The organism is Streptomyces sp. NPDC042002 (genome assembly GCF_055588305.1).
On the sequence record NZ_JBVJCT010000004.1, the window covers coordinates 325,470 to 339,784 of the forward strand.

The window sequence follows — 14,315 nt, forward strand, 5'->3', positions numbered from 1 at the left end:
CTGCTTAGGAACCAGATCATGACAGATAACTTTGGCGTACTCGGCGGGAATGCCCACCTCACAGGTGTCGAACGAGTCGTGATTGCCCCCCTGCCCACCGAGTACGGCGATTTCCACGCCGTCGGCTACCTCGACCACGACCGGGGCGAGGAACAAGTCGTTCTCGTCTACGGCGACTTGGACACCCTCAAGGAAGGGGACGTCCTTACCCGGCTGCATTCCGAGTGCCTCACCGGCGACTCCTTCGGATCGCAGCACTGCGAGTGCGGCCCCCAGCTCACCGCCTCGCTGCGCGCCATCGTGGCCGAGGGCCGCGGCGTCCTCGTCTACCTCCGGGGCCACGAGGGCCGGGGCATCGGCCTGCTCGCCAAGCTGAAGGCGATGAAGCTCCAGGCGGAGGGGCTCGACACCGTCGAGGCGAACCTCGCCCTCGGACTGCCGGTGGACGCCCGCGACTACCGGGTGGCGGCGGAGATGCTGCACGACCTCGGCGTACGGTCCGTACGGCTGCTGTCGAACAACCCGCGCAAGCGTGAGTCGCTGCTGCGCCACGGCATCAAGGTCGCCGAGCAGGTGCCGCTCCTGATACCGCCGTGCGAGGACAACCTCACCTACCTGCTGACCAAGCGGGAGCGCCTCGACCACTACCTGCCCCACCTGGACAGCGAGGAGTGGACCAAGGCGATCTTCTGCGAATCGGCGAAGACGGTCATCACTGAGGAGTGACGGAGGACGGCCCGGCCCCGCTGTTCCTCTCGCGCGATCAGGTGACGCGACCGCTGGACACCGACGTGGCGACCGCCTCGCGGCGCGTGGCCGTCACCGCGCTCGGTGACGGCACCGCGGGACCCCGGTGACGAGCCCGCGCACCGCCGCGGCCGGCGCGGTCGCTTCGACGCGCCGGCCGGCGCCGACAGCCGGAACCGGGCCTGCTCGGCTCCGGCACGCGGGCCCTCGCCCGGGCGCGGGCCGTCGCCCGGGCGCGCGAGCTGTAGTCCGTACGGCTGTGGAGTCCGCACCCCGGTCGGCGGGCACGGGCGGCGCAGGGCCTCGCGGCGGAGCCCGGCGTCGCCGTCGAGGCCGTCGATTCGGTGAGGGAGGACCATGAAGACGGCGGCGCAGGTGCCGACGGACCCGACGGCACCCTGGCGCAGCGCCGCCTTCCGGCGGTTCGTGCTGGCCAATCTGGTCTCGGCGACGGGATCGGCGATGGCGCCGCTCGCGCTCGCCTACGCGGTGATCGGGGAGGGCGGCGGAGCCGGATCACTCGGTGTGGTGCTGGCCGTGAACACCGTGCCGACGGTCGCCTTCCTGCTGGTGGGCGGGGTGCTCGCGGACCGGATGTCCCGCAGCCGGATCCTGCTGGCGGGCAACCTGGTCGCGGCGGCGGCACAAGGCGCGCTCGCCGTCGTCGTGCTGAGCGGCACGGCCTCGACCGGCTCCATCGCCGCCTGCGGCTTCCTCTCGGGAGTCGCCGTGGCGTTCACCGTCCCCGCAGGTCAAGGCGTGGTGAACCAGCTCGTGGCGCCGGAGCAACTGCAGCGGGCCAACGCGCTGGTCAGGCTGCCGAGCAACGCCGTACGGGTGCTCGGGCCCGTCCTGGGCGGTGTTGTCGTCGCGCTCTGCGGACCGGGATGGGCGCTGGCCTGGGACGCCCTCACGTTCCTGATCGCGGCCCTGCTGCTGTACGGGCTGCGCCTGGAGGCCCCTGTCACCGTGGACAGCGCCCTGAGCGATCTGCGGACGGGCTGGGCCGGATTCCGTTCCCGTACCTGGCTGTGGACGTACACGGTGGCCGGGATGGTCGTGGTCGCCGCCTGGCTGGCCGGATTCCAGATGCTCGGACCGGTCCTCGCCGCACGGCTGTACTCCGGCGCGAGCTCCTGGGGCCTGGTGCAGGGGGCGTTCGCGCTCGGATTGCTCGCGGGCGCGCTGGTGTGCCTGTGGTGGAAGCCGTACCGGCTCCTCGTCGTCGCCGTGAGTGCCGCCTCCCTGCTCTTTCTGCCGCTGACGGTAATGGGGCTCGGACTGCCCCTGCCCGCCCTCCTGTTCGCCGCGCTCATCGCGGGCGTCGGTCTCGACGTCGCGATCGTCGCGTGGACCACCGCCTTCCAACTGCACATACCAGAGAACGAGTTGGGCAGGGCCGCCTCCTTCAACAGTGTCGGGGAGCGCTGCGCGATTCCGCTCGGCTACCTGCTGGCCGCCCTGGCCGCGGGCGCCTGGTCCGACCGCGAGGTGCTCCTGGTGTGTGCCGGCGTGATCGTGGCCGTCACGGTGCTCAACCTGTGCGTACGGGACGTGTACCGCGTCAACCGGACCGTCCGGAAGCCCGGTTGAACAGGGCGGCGGTCAGGCCCGCACCGCCTCGTGCACCAGCCGCTTGAGCTCGGGGAAGACCGAGTGGGAAGCCGTCGGCCGGAGCTGGCTCAGGAACTGCACGGTCAGGTCGCGCCGGGGATCGACCCAGAAGGTCGTGGTGGCCACTCCGCTCCAGCCGAACGCGCCCTCGCTGGAAGGAGCCCGGGTGAGCGCGGAGTCGACCACGACGGAGACGCCCAGGCCGAAACCGAGGCCCGCGTTGCCGGGATCCTGGTGGACGGGGCTGCCGAAGGAGCGGCGGTCGGCGTTGCCTGGCAGGTGGTTGGACGCCATCAGGTCCACGGTCTCGGGGCGGAGCAGACGCGTTCCGTCGAGTTCGCCGCGGCGCCTGAGCATCTCCATGAAGCGGTGGTAGTCGTGGGCCGTGGCGACCATTCCCCCGCTGCCGGACAGGAAGCGGGGCCGGCCGCGCAGGGGGAGCCCGGCGATCGGCGTGAGCTCTCCCTCGCCGTCCTCTCCGTACAACTCGGCCAGTCGGACCGCCTGTTCGTCGGTGACCTGGAAACCGGCGTCCGTCATCCCGAGCGGGCCGAGGACGCGCTGGTGGAGGAAGTCGTCGAGGGCCTGTCCGGACACCACCTCGATGACACGGCCGAGGACATTGGTGGCGACCGAGTAGTTCCACTGCGTGCCCGGCTCGAACTGGAGCGGCAGCCGGGCGTACACCTCGCAGGTCTCGGCCAGGTCGGCGCCCGGTGCCACCGAGGACTCCAGACCGGCGTCCCGGTAGAGCTCGTCGACGGGATGCGCGTGGTAGAAGCCGAAGGTCAGGCCCGCGGTGTGGGTCAGCAAGTGGCGGATCAGAAGGGGCTGTTCGGCCGGTCTCGTTCTCGTGCCGGATCCCTTCCCGCCGACGTACACCCGTGGTTCGGCGAAGGCCGGAAGGAAGTCGGCCACCCGGTCGTCGAGTCCGAGGCGGCCCTCTTCGAGGAGCATCAGCGCGGCGACCGAGGTGACCGGTTTGGTCATGGAGTAGATCCGCCACAACGTGTCGCTCTCCACCGGGAGTCCGGCCGCACGGTCGCGTCGGCCGTACGTGGTGAGGTGGGCGACCTGTCCGTGCCGGGAGACGGCGACCAGACAGCCGGGCAGCCGGCCGTCGTCGACCAGACGGGCGAAGTGCCCGTCGAGTCGGTCCAGCGCCCCGGCGTCGAGGCCCACCGATTCCGGCTCGACTTCCTGTCGCAGATGTCCCATGGCTCTCCTCCGGGCTGCGGCTCGTGTCCTTCATCGTCCCAAACGGACTGGTGAGGCGTCGTCCGGGCTCCCCTGGACGGTGCTCACGGTGTTCTTGTGCCCCGGAAGCCCCAGGGCGAGCGGTATTCCCGCCGCGGAGAACGCCGCGAGCACGGTCAGCGGGGGACCGACGGCGGCACCGGGTGTCACGGCCATCAGCGTGGCCGCCACCGCGATCCCCAGCGTGGGCCCGACGTTCATCGCCGTCTGCTGCAAGCCGCCCGCCACACCGGCCGACGCCACGGACGCGTGCCGCACGACGACCGCCGTCGCGGTCACCATCACCGTGGCGAAACCGGCGCCCAGCAGCAGGAAGCCGGCTGCGACGGGCACGGCCGTCGATGTCTCGTCGAGCCGGGCCAGGAGCAGGACGCCGAGCGTGAGGACGAGCGTTCCGGCCACGGTGGTCCGCCGCGGGCCCAGCCTACGCAGCAGGACGGCGGCGACAGGCGCGCCGAGCACCATCATCACGCCGCCCGGCAGGGCCCGCAGGCCGGTCTCCAGCGGGTCGAGACCCAGGGTCCGCTGGAGGAAGCAGCTGGCGACGAACAGCGTGCCGAGCATGGCGGCCGACGCGGCCACCAGAATGCCGAGCGCCGCGCCGATCGTCGCCGAGCCCAGGACCTCGGACGGCACCAGAGGGCTCGCGGCACGGCGTTCCCGGCGTACGAACGCGGCGCCCGAGGCGGCCACCACGGCCAGGCCGGCCGCGGTCGCCGTGGTCCAGCCGGTGTCGGGTACGGCGACCAGCGTGTGCACCAGGGCGACCAGGGCCACCATGAGCAGACAGGCGCCCGGCACATCGAGGCCGTCGGCCGCCGCAGGGCGGACGGTCCCGGTCTCCGGGCCGGCCGGCGCCCGGACGCCGAGCGCTACCGTGCCCATCGCCAGCGCGGGCAGCACGTTGAGGAGGAAGACGGACCGCCATCCGAAGTGGCCGACCAGCGCGCCGCCGACCAGTGGACCGGCGGCCGCGGCGAGACCGATGGCGCTCGTCCGCAGCGCGATGGGCATTCCGAGCCGGTCGGGCGGGTACGCGGCGCGCAGCATGCCGAGCGTGGCCGGTTGCAGGAGCGCGCCGAAGACGCCCTGGGCGACCCGCAGCGCGATCACCCAGCCGATCCCGGGCGCGAGGCCGATCCCCGCCGACGCCGCCCCGAAGCCCAGGATGCCGAGGGCGAAGACCCGTTGATGCCCGTAGCGGTCCCCGAGGCGTCCCGAGAACACCAACAGGCCCGCCACCGCGATGAGATACCCGGTGCTGGTCCACTGGACCCGCGCGAACGAGGCGTTGAGGTCGCGTTGCAGCGTGGGCTGCGCGACGGTGAGGACCGTGCCGTCGAGGGCGACGATCACGGCCCCGACGACACTGCTCGCGAGGGTGATCCGGCGGTGCGCGACCGAGGGAGCGGGATGCTGCGTGGCCGTTGTGGTCGCCGTGCCGGGACGGTGGGCCGTGCCGCCCGAGCCGGATGTGTTCACCGCTCCTCCGGTCCGAGGTGCGCGTCGAGCGCCGCGTGCAGCAGCGGTACGTAGTCGTCGGCACCCGTGGTGAGCTTCAGGCTTCCCCAGCCCCAGAGTTGGGCGATGCCGTGCAGGTTCGCCCACAGGGCACCCGCGAGGACCTGGGCGTCGGCCTCCGGGCGCACCCGGCCGACGAGGTCCACCAGCACCCCGAACAGGGGCAGGCTGGTCTCGCGGAGCCCCAACCGGTCGCTCTCCAACAGGTCGTGACGGAACATCAGCTCGTACATGCCGCGCTGGGACAGCGCGAAGTCCAGGTAGACCTTCGCCAGGGCGGTGAGCCGGGCACGGGGGCCGGTCCCGCTGACACCGGCGGCCTGTGCCGCCCGGTCCTGGAGGTCGGTGAAGCCGCGGCGCGCGATCTCGGACAGTAGTTCGAGGTGGGTCGGGAAGTAGCGGCGCGGGGCGCCGTGCGAGACCCCCGCCCGCCGGGCGATCTCCCGCAGCGTCAGCGCCTGCGCGCCCTCCGTCGTCACGAGACCGACTCCGACGTCGATCAGGCGCGTCCTCAGGCCAGGGGCCTCCAGCTCACTCATAGACAGTGTCTACCAGGCGGAGTGGACACTGTCTACCGACGTGTCCGTCGACGGGCCGGGTGACGAATCGAGCAAGGGAGCCCGCGGGCGCGGAATGACGTGCCGGATCCGGAGCGTTGACACTCGTATGACTGAGGAAGCGACCCAGGACGCCACGCAGGACGCACTGCTCAAGCTGCTCTCCGAGTACAAGGGCGGGGTGCTCGTCACCCTCAAGAAGGACGGCCGGCCGCAGCTGTCGAACGTCAGCCACGTCTACTACCCCGACGAGGGGGTCATCCGCGTCTCGCTCACCGACGACCGCGCCAAGACCCGCAACCTGCGCCGGGACCCGCGGGCCTCGTACCACGTGACCAGCGCGGACCGGTGGGCGTACACGGTCGTCGAGGGCACGGCCGACCTGACCCCCGTCGCCGGGGATCCGCACGACGAGACCGTCGAGGAACTCATCCGGGTCTACCGGGACGTCCTCGGCGAACACCCCGACTGGGACGAATACCGTGCCGCCATGGTCCGCGACGGCCGGCTCGTCCTGCGGCTGCACGTGGAGCGGGCGTACGGGATTCCCGGGCGCTGATCCCTGGTTCCCCGCGCCGATCCGCGGTCCGCGTGCCGGGCTCAGGCGTCCGGCGAGGGCTCCGCGCACACCGGCCGCCCCTGAATCCGGCCGGGGTGCGCGGAGTCTCACTCCCAAGGGTGCCGCAGACGCGAGCGTTTCGGGGATGGTGATCGTCGGGCCCGGTGTGACGTCGTACCAAATGTCCTACAGGGTGCGGATGTTCCCGTCGTAGCCGGTGGCCGGGGATGGCGCGCCCGTGTTTCCCGGGTGCGAAGGGGTCGCGCCGAAGGATCTTCCCGCGCTCAGTCCGCCGCGCGGTCCGCGGTCAGATAGGCGATGACCATGTCGCCGAGCATCGCGCGATAGTGCTCCCGCTGGTCGGGTGCGATCAGATCGCGGCCGAACAGGGCGCCGAACGTATGGCGGTTGGAGACCCGGAAGAAGCAGAAGGCGCTGATCATCGCGTGCAGGTCCACGGCGTCGACATCGGCGGTGAACAGGCCCGACTTACGGCCGGTCGCCAGGATCCGGCCGATCACGTCGAGCGCGGGCGAGCCGATCGTGCCCAACTCCTCGGAGGCGGCGAGGTGTTCGCCCTCGTGGATGTTCTCGATGGTCACCAGGCGGATGAAGTCGGGGTGTGCCTCGTGGTGGTCGAAGGTCAGCTCGGCGAGCCGGCGGATGGCCGCGACCGGGTCCAGATGCTCGACGTCCAGTTCCTGTTCGGCCTGCCGGATCACCGAGTAGGCGCGTTCCAGGACGGCCGTGAAGAGCTGCTCCTTGCCGCCGAAGTAGTAATAGATCATCCGCTTCGTGGTGCTGGTGCGGGCGGCGATCTCGTCGACCCGGGCGCCCGCGAAGCCGGCGCGGGAGAACTCCTGGGTCGCCACGTCGAGAATCTCGGCCTTGGTGCGGGCGGCGTCGCGGACCCGCCCGCTGGGTCGTGCCGGCTCTTCGACGCTGGTCATCGGGTTCCTTCGGGCGAGACGGTCGGTGTCCGCGATTCTAGAAGCAGGGCGTGCCGACATGGACTTTCGCGCGGCGGGACGAGCGGGGCGTCGCGTGGTCAGGAGTCCCGGTCCGCCCGAGCGGGCGGACCGGAAAACTCTTCGGCTCTCTGACAGCACCTTCTGACAGTGCCTTCGAACAGCGTCTTCGAACAGCGCCGCAGAAACTAGCGGACTGTGACGGAAGTTCCCGGTTCGTTCCACGTGGCGATCACCGGATCGCCGTGCTCGGTGGAGAGCCGGCTGACGGTCCCGGTCGAGAGCTGGAACAGCCGCCCCGACTCGGGCGGCAGCCCCAGCCGGCGGGCCGTGAGGACACGCAGGAAGTGCGCGTGCGCCACCAGCACCACATCACCGGGGTGGTCGCAGAGCGCGGCGTCCACGCGGGAGAGCACCCGGTCGGCGCGCACTCCCACTTCGCGGGGCGACTCGCCGGGATGGCCGTCCGGTCCGGGCGGCACCCCGTCGTCCCACAGCACCCAGTCGGGCCGGGCCCGGTGGATGGCGATGGTGGTGGTCCCCTCGTAGCCGCCGTAGTCCCACTCGTGCAGATCGGGGTCGATCCGCGCGCCGGACAGACCCGCGAGTTCGGCGGTCCGGACCGCGCGGCCCAGCGGACTGGTGAGGACCTGGGCGAAGGAGTGCCCGGCGAAGAACGGCGCAAGGGACTTGGCCTGCTCCTCACCGTGCCCGGTGAGCGGAAGATCGGTCCAGCTGGTGTGCTGTCCCGTCAGGGTCCACTCGGTCTCTCCGTGGCGGACCAGGATGAGATCGCCCATGGTCCGGCCTACTTCGCCGACTCGACGGCGTGGCCGCCGAACTGGTTGCGCAGGGCCGCGATCATCTTCATCTGCGGCGAGTCGTCCTGGCGGGACGCGAAGCGCGCGAAGAGGGACGCCGTGATGGCGGGCAGCGGAACGGCGTTGTCGATGGCCGCCTCGACGGTCCAGCGGCCCTCGCCGGAGTCCTCCGCGTGGCCGCGCAGCTTGTCCAGGTGCTCGTCGCCGTCCAGGGCGTTCACGGCGAGGTCGAGCAGCCAGGAGCGGATGACGGTGCCCTCCTGCCAGGAGCGGAACACCTCACGTACGTCGGTGACGGAGTCGACCTTCTCCAGGAGCTCCCAGCCCTCGGCGTAGGCCTGCATCATGGCGTACTCGATGCCGTTGTGGACCATCTTGGAGAAGTGGCCCGCGCCCACCTTGCCGGCGTGCACGAAGCCGAAGTCGCCCTCCGGCTTGAGCGCGTCGAAGACCGGCCGCACCTTCTCGACGGTCTCGGCGTCGCCGCCGACCATCAGCGCGTAGCCGTTCTCCAGGCCCCAGACACCGCCCGAGACGCCCGCGTCGACGAAGCCGATGCCCTTGGCCGCCAGCTCCTCGGCGTGCTTCTCGTCGTCCGTCCAGCGGGAGTTGCCGCCGTCCACGACCGTGTCGCCGGCCTCCAGCAGGTCACCGAGTTCGTCGATGACGGACTGGGTGGGGGCGCCGGCCGGCACCATCACCCAGACCACGCGCGGGCCTTCGAGCTTGCTCACGAGTTCGGGGAGGCTGTGCACGTCGGCGAGGTCCGGATTGCGGTCGTAGCCGATGACGGTGTGTCCCGCGCGGCGTATGCGCTCGCGCATGTTGCCACCCATCTTGCCGAGACCGATGAGTCCGAGCTGCATTGTCAGTTCACTTCTTTCGGAGGGAGCGGTAAGCGGCCACCAGGGCGGCCGTGGAGGGGTCGAGACCGGGTACGTCGGCGCCCTCGGTGAGGGCGGGTTCGACGCGCTTGGCGAGCACCTTGCCGAGTTCGACGCCCCACTGGTCGAAGGAGTCGATGTTCCAGATCGCGCCCTGGACGAACACCTTGTGCTCGTAGAGGGCGATGAGCTGGCCGAGGACCGAAGGGGTGAGTTCAGCCGCGAGGATGGTGGTCGTGGGGTGGTTGCCCTCGAACGTCTTGTGCGGCACCAGCTCCTCGGGCACCCCCTCGGCGCGTACCTCGTCCGGGGTCTTGCCGAAGGCCAGCGCCTGCGTCTGCGCGAAGAAGTTCGCCATCAACAGGTCGTGCTGCGCCGCCAGTTCGTCGCTGAGCTCAGCGACCGGGTTGACGAAACCGATGAAGTCGGCGGGGATCAGCTTCGTGCCCTGGTGGATCAACTGGTAGTACGCGTGCTGCCCGTTGGTGCCGGGCGTGCCCCACACCACCGGACCGGTCTGCCACTCGACCGGACGCCCGTCACGGTCCACGGACTTGCCGTTGGACTCCATGTCGAGCTGCTGGAGATAGGCCGTGAACTTCGACAGGTAGTGCGAGTACGGCAGCACGGCGTGCGACTGCGCGTCGTGGAAGTTGCCGTACCAGACGCCCAACAGGCCAAGCAGCAACGGGACGTTGGACTCCGCGGGAGCCGTGCGGAAGTGCTCGTCGACGAGATGGAAACCGTCGAGCATCTCGCGGAAGCGGTCCGGGCCGATCGCGATCATCAGCGAGAGACCGATCGCCGAGTCGTAGGAGTAACGGCCGCCGACCCAGTCCCAGAACTCGAACATGTTGGCCGTGTCGATCCCGAAGCCGGAGACCTTCTCGGAGTTCGTCGACAGCGCCACGAAGTGCCGCGCCACCGCCTTCTCCTCACCGAGTCCGGCCAGCAGCCAGGCGCGCGCCGAGGTGGCGTTGCTGATCGTCTCGATGGTGGTGAACGTCTTCGAGGCGATGACGAACAGCGTCTCCGCCGGGTCCAGGTCCCGCACGGCCTCGTGCAGATCAGCGCCGTCCACGTTCGACACGAACCGCACGGTCAGCGAGCGGTCGGTGAACGGGCGCAGCACCTCGTACGCCATCGCCGGGCCGAGGTCGGAGCCGCCGATGCCGATGTTGACGATGTTCTTGATGCGCTTGCCGGTGTGTCCGGTCCACTCGCCCGAGCGGACCCGCTCGGCGAAGTCGGCCATCTTGTCGAGCACGGCGTGCACGGCCGGCACGACGTTCTCCCCGTCGACCTCGACGACCGCGTCCCGCGGCGCGCGCAGCGCGGTGTGCAGCACCGCGCGGTCCTCGGTCACGTTGATCTTCTCGCCCCGGAACATCGCGTCCCGCAGCCCGAACACGTCGGTGGCGGTGGCCAGTTCCTGGAGCAGCGCCAGCGTCTCGTCGGTGACCAGGTGCTTGGAGTAGTCGATCCGCAGGTCGCCGACCTGTACGGCATAGCGCTCGGCGCGGGCGGGGTCGGCGGCGAACAGGTCACGCAGCCGCGGGTGGAGCAGCGCGGTCGCGCGGTGGTCCTCCAGGGCCACCCACTCCGGACGCCGGGTGGGCTTGGGGTAGTCAGACATGACGGGGGGTCTCCTTGTGGGCCTCGCCGCGCAGGGCGATGGCGTACATCTCGTCCGCGTCGAGGCGGCGCAGTTCCTCGGCGATCAGCTCGGAGGTGGAGCGCACCTTCAGCGCGAGGGTGCGCGAGGGCTGACCGGGCAGGGTCAGGGTCGCCAGCGGGCCTTCGGGGCGGTCGATCACGATCTCGCCGTTCCCGGTGCCGAGCCGGACGGCGGTCACCACGGGGCCGGCGGTGACGACGCGCTCGGCCTTGACCCGGAGGCGGGCCTCCAGCCAGCGGGCCAGCAGTTCGGCGCTCGGGTTCTGCGCCTCGCTCTCGACGGTCGCCGAGATCACCTTCGTACGGGCCTGGTCGAGGGCCGCCGCCAGCATCGAGCGCCACGGCGTGAGCCGGGTCCACGCCAGGTCGGTGTCGCCCGGCGCGTAGGAGGCGGCGCGGGCGTCCAGCGCCTGGAGCGGGGCCTCGACGGCGTACATGTCGGTGATCCGGCGCTGCGCGAGGGCGCCCAGCGGGTCCTTGACCGGGTTGTCGGGCGCGTCCACCGGCCACCAGACGACGACCGGGGCGTCCGGCAGCAGCAGCGGCAGGACCACCGAGTCGGCGTGGTCGGACACGTCGCCGTACGTCCGCAGGACGACCGTCTCGCCGGTGCCCGCGTCGGAACCGACGCGCACCTCGGCGTCCAGACGGGAGTTGGTGCGGTCGCGCGGGGTGCGGGCGACGCGCCTGATGACCACCAGGGTGCGCGAGGGGTGTTCGCGGGAGGCCTCCTCGGCCGCCTTGATCGCGTCGTACGCGTTCTCCTCGTCGGTGACGATGACCATCGTCAGGACCATGCCCACGGCGGGGGTGCCGATGGCCCGGCGCCCCCGTACGAGTGCCTTGTTGATCTTGCTTGCCGTGGTGTCGGTCAGGTCGATCTTCATGGCCTGCGCCAGCTCCGTCCATCTCGTGCGAGCATCTCGTCGGCTTCCTTCGGGCCCCAACCGCCCGAGGGGTACTGCGCGGGCTTGCCGTGCGTGTCCCAGTACCCCTCGATCGGGTCGAGGATCTTCCAGGACTCTTCCACCTCCTGGTGACGGGGGAAGAGATTGGCGTCGCCGAGCAGGACATCCAGGATCAGCCGCTCGTACGCCTCCGGGCTGGACTCGGTGAACGACTCGCCGTACGCGAAGTCCATGGTGACGTCCCGGATCTCCATCGAGGTACCCGGCACCTTCGATCCGAAGCGCACCGTCATGCCCTCGTCGGGCTGGACGCGGATGACGATCGCGTTCGCGCCGAGTTCCTCCGTGGCGGTGGAGTCGAACGGGGAGTGCGGGGCGCGCTGGAAGACCACCGCGATCTCCGTGACCCGCCGGCCGAGGCGCTTGCCGGTCCTGAGATAGAACGGGACGCCCGCCCAACGGCGGTTGTCCACCTGGAGTTTGACGGCCGCGTAGGTGTCGGTCGTCGACCGGGGGTCGATGCCGTCCTCCTCCAGGTAGCCGCGCACCTTCTCGCCGCCCTGCCAGCTCGCCGCGTACTGGCCGCGCACGGTGTGCTCGCCCAGGTTCTCCGGCAGCTTCACCGCCCTGAGGACCTTGAGCTTCTCGGCGAGCAGCGACTCGGCGTCGAAGGCGGCCGGTTCCTCCATGGCGGTCAGCGCCATGAGCTGGAGGAGGTGGTTCTGGATCACGTCCCGGGCGGAGCCGATGCCGTCGTAGTAGCCGGCCCGGCCGCCGATGCCGATGTCCTCGGCCATCGTGATCTGGACGTGGTCGACGTACGACCGGTTCCAGACGGGCTCGTACATCTGGTTGGCGAAGCGGAGCGCCAGGATGTTCTGGACGGTCTCCTTGCCGAGGTAGTGGTCGATCCGGAACACCTGGTCCGGGTCGAACACGTCGTGCACGATCCGGTTCAGCTCGCGCGCGCTCGCCAGGTCGCGGCCGAAGGGCTTCTCGATGACCGCGCGCCGCCAGGAACCCTCGGGAGCGTCGGCGAGACCGTGCTTCTTGAGCTGCTGGACGACCTTCGGGAAGAACTTCGGCGGTACGGAGAGATAGAAGGCGTAGTTGCCGCTGGTGCCCCGGGAAGCGTCCAGCTCCTCGACGGAAGCCCGCAGTTGCTTGAACGCCGCGTCGTCGTCGAAGTCGCCCGGGATGAACCGCATGCCCTCGGCGAGCTGCTGCCAGACCTCCTCGCGGAACTCGGTCCGCGCGTGCTCGCGCACCGAGTCGTGCACCACCTGCGCGAAGTCCTGGTCCTCCCACTCACGGCGGGCGAACCCGAGGAGCGAGAAGCCCGGCGGCAGCAGACCCCGGTTGGCGAGGTCGTACACGGCCGGCATCAGCTTCTTGCGGGACAGGTCGCCGGTGACACCGAAGATGACCAGACCGGAGGGGCCCGCGATCAGGGGGAGCCGGCGGTCGCGGGGGTCGCGCAGCGGGTTGTCCCAGTCGGCCGCCGGGACGCCGAGCGCCTCGGCGAGGGCCTCGGGCGTCAGGCCGCCCGGTTCCACGGACGCGTCACCAGATCCCTGCGGCGCGGTGGCCGCACCCTGCGGGCTGCCGTCGGAAAGTGCCTCACCCTTGGTCATTCCCCCTCGACTCCCTTGCCGCGCAGCGAGGTCGCCACCGCGTCGAGAAGATCTTCCCAGGCCGCCTCGAACTTGGAGACGCCTTCGTCCTCCAGCTGCCCGACGACCTCGTCGTAGGAGATCCCGAGCGCCTCGACCGCGGCCAGGTCGGCACGGGCCTCGGCGTAGCCGCCGGTCACCGCGTCGCCGTGGATGTCGCCGTGGTCGGCGGTGGCGTTCAGCGTCCCCTCCGGCATGGTGTTGACCGTGCCCGGCGCGACCAGCTCGTCGACGTACAGGGTGTCCTTGTACGAGGGGTCCTTGACACCCGTGGAGGCCCACAGGGGGCGCTGCTTCTGGGCGCCGGAGGAGGCGAGGGCGGTCCAGCGGGCGCCGCCCTCCGCCGAGCCGTCGGCGGAGCCGAACACATGCTCGTACGCCTGGTAGGCGAGACGGGCGTTGGCGAGCGCCGCCCGGCCCTTGAGCGCGAGGGCCTCGTCCGTGCCGGCCTTCGCGAGCCGCTTGTCGATCTCGCTGTCGACCCGGGAGACGAAGAAGGAGGCGACGGAGTGGATGCCGGCGAGGTCGATGCCCGCGGCCCGCGCCCGCTCCAGGCCCGCGAGGTAGGCGTCCATGACCTCGCGGTAGCGCTCCAGGGAGAAGATCAGCGTGACGTTGACGCTGATGCCGAGGCCGATGACCTCGGTGATCGCCGGGAGTCCGGCCTTCGTCGCCGGGATCTTGATCATCACGTTCGGGCGGTCGACCAGCCAGGAGAGCTGCTTGGCCTCGGCGATCGTCGCGGCGGTGCGGTGGGCCAGTCGGGGGTCGACCTCGATGGAGACCCGGCCGTCACGGCCGCCGGTCGCCTCGAACACAGGGCGCAGGATGTCGGCGGCGGCCCGCACGTCGGCGGTCGTCATCATGCGGACGGCCTCCTCGACGGTCACTCCGCGCACGGCGAGGTCGGCGAGCTGCCGCTCGTATCCCTCGCCGGAGCCGATGGCGGCCTGGAAGATGGACGGGTTGGTGGTCACGCCCACCACATGGCGGGTGGCGACGAGTTCGGCCAGGTTGCCGGACTCGATCCGCTTGCGGGAGAGGTCGTCGAGCCAGATGGAGACGCCTTCGTCGGAGAGGCGCTTCAGGGTTACCGCGGGCGCGGTCGCTTCGGTCACAGTGATCATCT

General features: G+C 70.7%; 14 protein-coding genes. 4 read left to right on the forward strand and 10 right to left on the reverse strand.

Annotation, left to right across the window (positions count from 1 at the left end; all coding sequences use genetic code 11):
• The first annotated feature begins 18 nt into the window (after positions 1 to 18).
• From ribA to ACZ6KY_RS09135, 3 genes are all read left to right on the forward strand, one after another.
• Entirely contained in the window at positions 19 to 726 is a 708-nt protein-coding gene (gene ribA / locus ACZ6KY_RS09125; protein ID WP_469309651.1) for a GTP cyclohydrolase II, read from the forward strand.
• Complete coding sequence (locus tag ACZ6KY_RS09130; RefSeq protein ID WP_469309652.1) at positions 723 to 857, forward strand: hypothetical protein; 135 nt, start codon at positions 723 to 725, stop codon at positions 855 to 857. Before ribA ends, ACZ6KY_RS09130 begins: the two co-directional genes overlap by 4 nt.
• Positions 858 to 1,104: 247 nt before the next feature.
• The gene (locus ACZ6KY_RS09135) at positions 1,105 to 2,340 is read left to right on the forward strand and encodes an MFS transporter (protein ID WP_469309653.1); all 1,236 of its coding nucleotides are present in this window, start codon (positions 1,105 to 1,107) and stop codon (positions 2,338 to 2,340) included.
• A 12-nt stretch (positions 2,341 to 2,352) separates the two neighbouring features.
• Here the strand turns inward: ACZ6KY_RS09135 and ACZ6KY_RS09140 are convergent, their stop codons facing one another.
• The 3 genes from ACZ6KY_RS09140 to ACZ6KY_RS09150 all read right to left on the reverse strand — a co-directional run bounded on the left by ACZ6KY_RS09140 (position 2,353) and on the right by ACZ6KY_RS09150 (position 5,678).
• The gene (locus ACZ6KY_RS09140) at positions 2,353 to 3,579 is read right to left on the reverse strand and encodes a serine hydrolase domain-containing protein (protein WP_469309654.1); all 1,227 of its coding nucleotides are present in this window, start codon (positions 3,577 to 3,579) and stop codon (positions 2,353 to 2,355) included.
• 30 nt (positions 3,580 to 3,609) lie between these two features.
• Positions 3,610 to 5,004, reverse strand: coding sequence for an MFS transporter (locus ACZ6KY_RS09145; protein WP_469309820.1), 1,395 nt, complete (start codon positions 5,002 to 5,004; stop codon positions 3,610 to 3,612).
• A gap of 92 nt (positions 5,005 to 5,096) precedes the next feature.
• On the reverse strand, positions 5,097 to 5,678 hold the full coding sequence (locus tag ACZ6KY_RS09150) for a TetR/AcrR family transcriptional regulator (RefSeq protein ID WP_469309655.1): 582 nt from the start codon (positions 5,676 to 5,678) through the stop codon (positions 5,097 to 5,099).
• 127 nt (positions 5,679 to 5,805) lie between these two features.
• Here ACZ6KY_RS09150 and ACZ6KY_RS09155 point away from each other — a divergent pair, with 127 nt between their 5' ends.
• On the forward strand, positions 5,806 to 6,255 hold the full coding sequence (locus ACZ6KY_RS09155; RefSeq protein ID WP_469309656.1) for a PPOX class F420-dependent oxidoreductase: 450 nt from the start codon (positions 5,806 to 5,808) through the stop codon (positions 6,253 to 6,255).
• A 284-nt stretch (positions 6,256 to 6,539) separates the two neighbouring features.
• On the opposite strand, the gene ACZ6KY_RS09160 is transcribed toward ACZ6KY_RS09155, so the two are convergent.
• From ACZ6KY_RS09160 to tal, 7 genes are all read right to left on the reverse strand, one after another.
• Complete coding sequence (locus ACZ6KY_RS09160) at positions 6,540 to 7,205, reverse strand: TetR/AcrR family transcriptional regulator (RefSeq protein WP_469309657.1); 666 nt, start codon at positions 7,203 to 7,205, stop codon at positions 6,540 to 6,542.
• A gap of 206 nt (positions 7,206 to 7,411) precedes the next feature.
• Positions 7,412 to 8,023 carry a histidine phosphatase family protein gene (locus ACZ6KY_RS09165; RefSeq protein ID WP_469309658.1) on the reverse strand — a complete coding sequence of 204 codons (612 nt, stop codon included), beginning with the start codon at positions 8,021 to 8,023 and terminating at the stop codon, positions 7,412 to 7,414.
• An 8-nt stretch (positions 8,024 to 8,031) separates the two neighbouring features.
• Positions 8,032 to 8,910, reverse strand: a complete 879-nt coding sequence (gene gnd / locus ACZ6KY_RS09170) for a phosphogluconate dehydrogenase (NAD(+)-dependent, decarboxylating) (protein WP_469309659.1) — start codon at positions 8,908 to 8,910, stop codon at positions 8,032 to 8,034.
• Between the two features lie 7 nt (positions 8,911 to 8,917).
• Positions 8,918 to 10,564, reverse strand: coding sequence for a glucose-6-phosphate isomerase (gene pgi, locus ACZ6KY_RS09175; RefSeq protein WP_469309660.1), 1,647 nt, complete (start codon positions 10,562 to 10,564; stop codon positions 8,918 to 8,920).
• Positions 10,557 to 11,492: a glucose-6-phosphate dehydrogenase assembly protein OpcA gene (gene opcA, locus ACZ6KY_RS09180; RefSeq protein ID WP_469309661.1), complete on the reverse strand. Its 936-nt coding sequence runs from the start codon at positions 11,490 to 11,492 to the stop codon at positions 10,557 to 10,559. The genes pgi and opcA overlap by 8 nt, the downstream gene beginning before the upstream one ends.
• Positions 11,489 to 13,147, reverse strand: a complete 1,659-nt coding sequence (gene zwf, locus ACZ6KY_RS09185; RefSeq protein WP_469309662.1) for a glucose-6-phosphate dehydrogenase — start codon at positions 13,145 to 13,147, stop codon at positions 11,489 to 11,491. The genes opcA and zwf overlap by 4 nt, the downstream gene beginning before the upstream one ends.
• Entirely contained in the window at positions 13,144 to 14,313 is a 1,170-nt protein-coding gene (gene tal / locus ACZ6KY_RS09190; RefSeq protein WP_469309663.1) for a transaldolase, read from the reverse strand. The genes zwf and tal overlap by 4 nt, the downstream gene beginning before the upstream one ends.
• Positions 14,314 to 14,315: the final 2 nt, after the last annotated feature.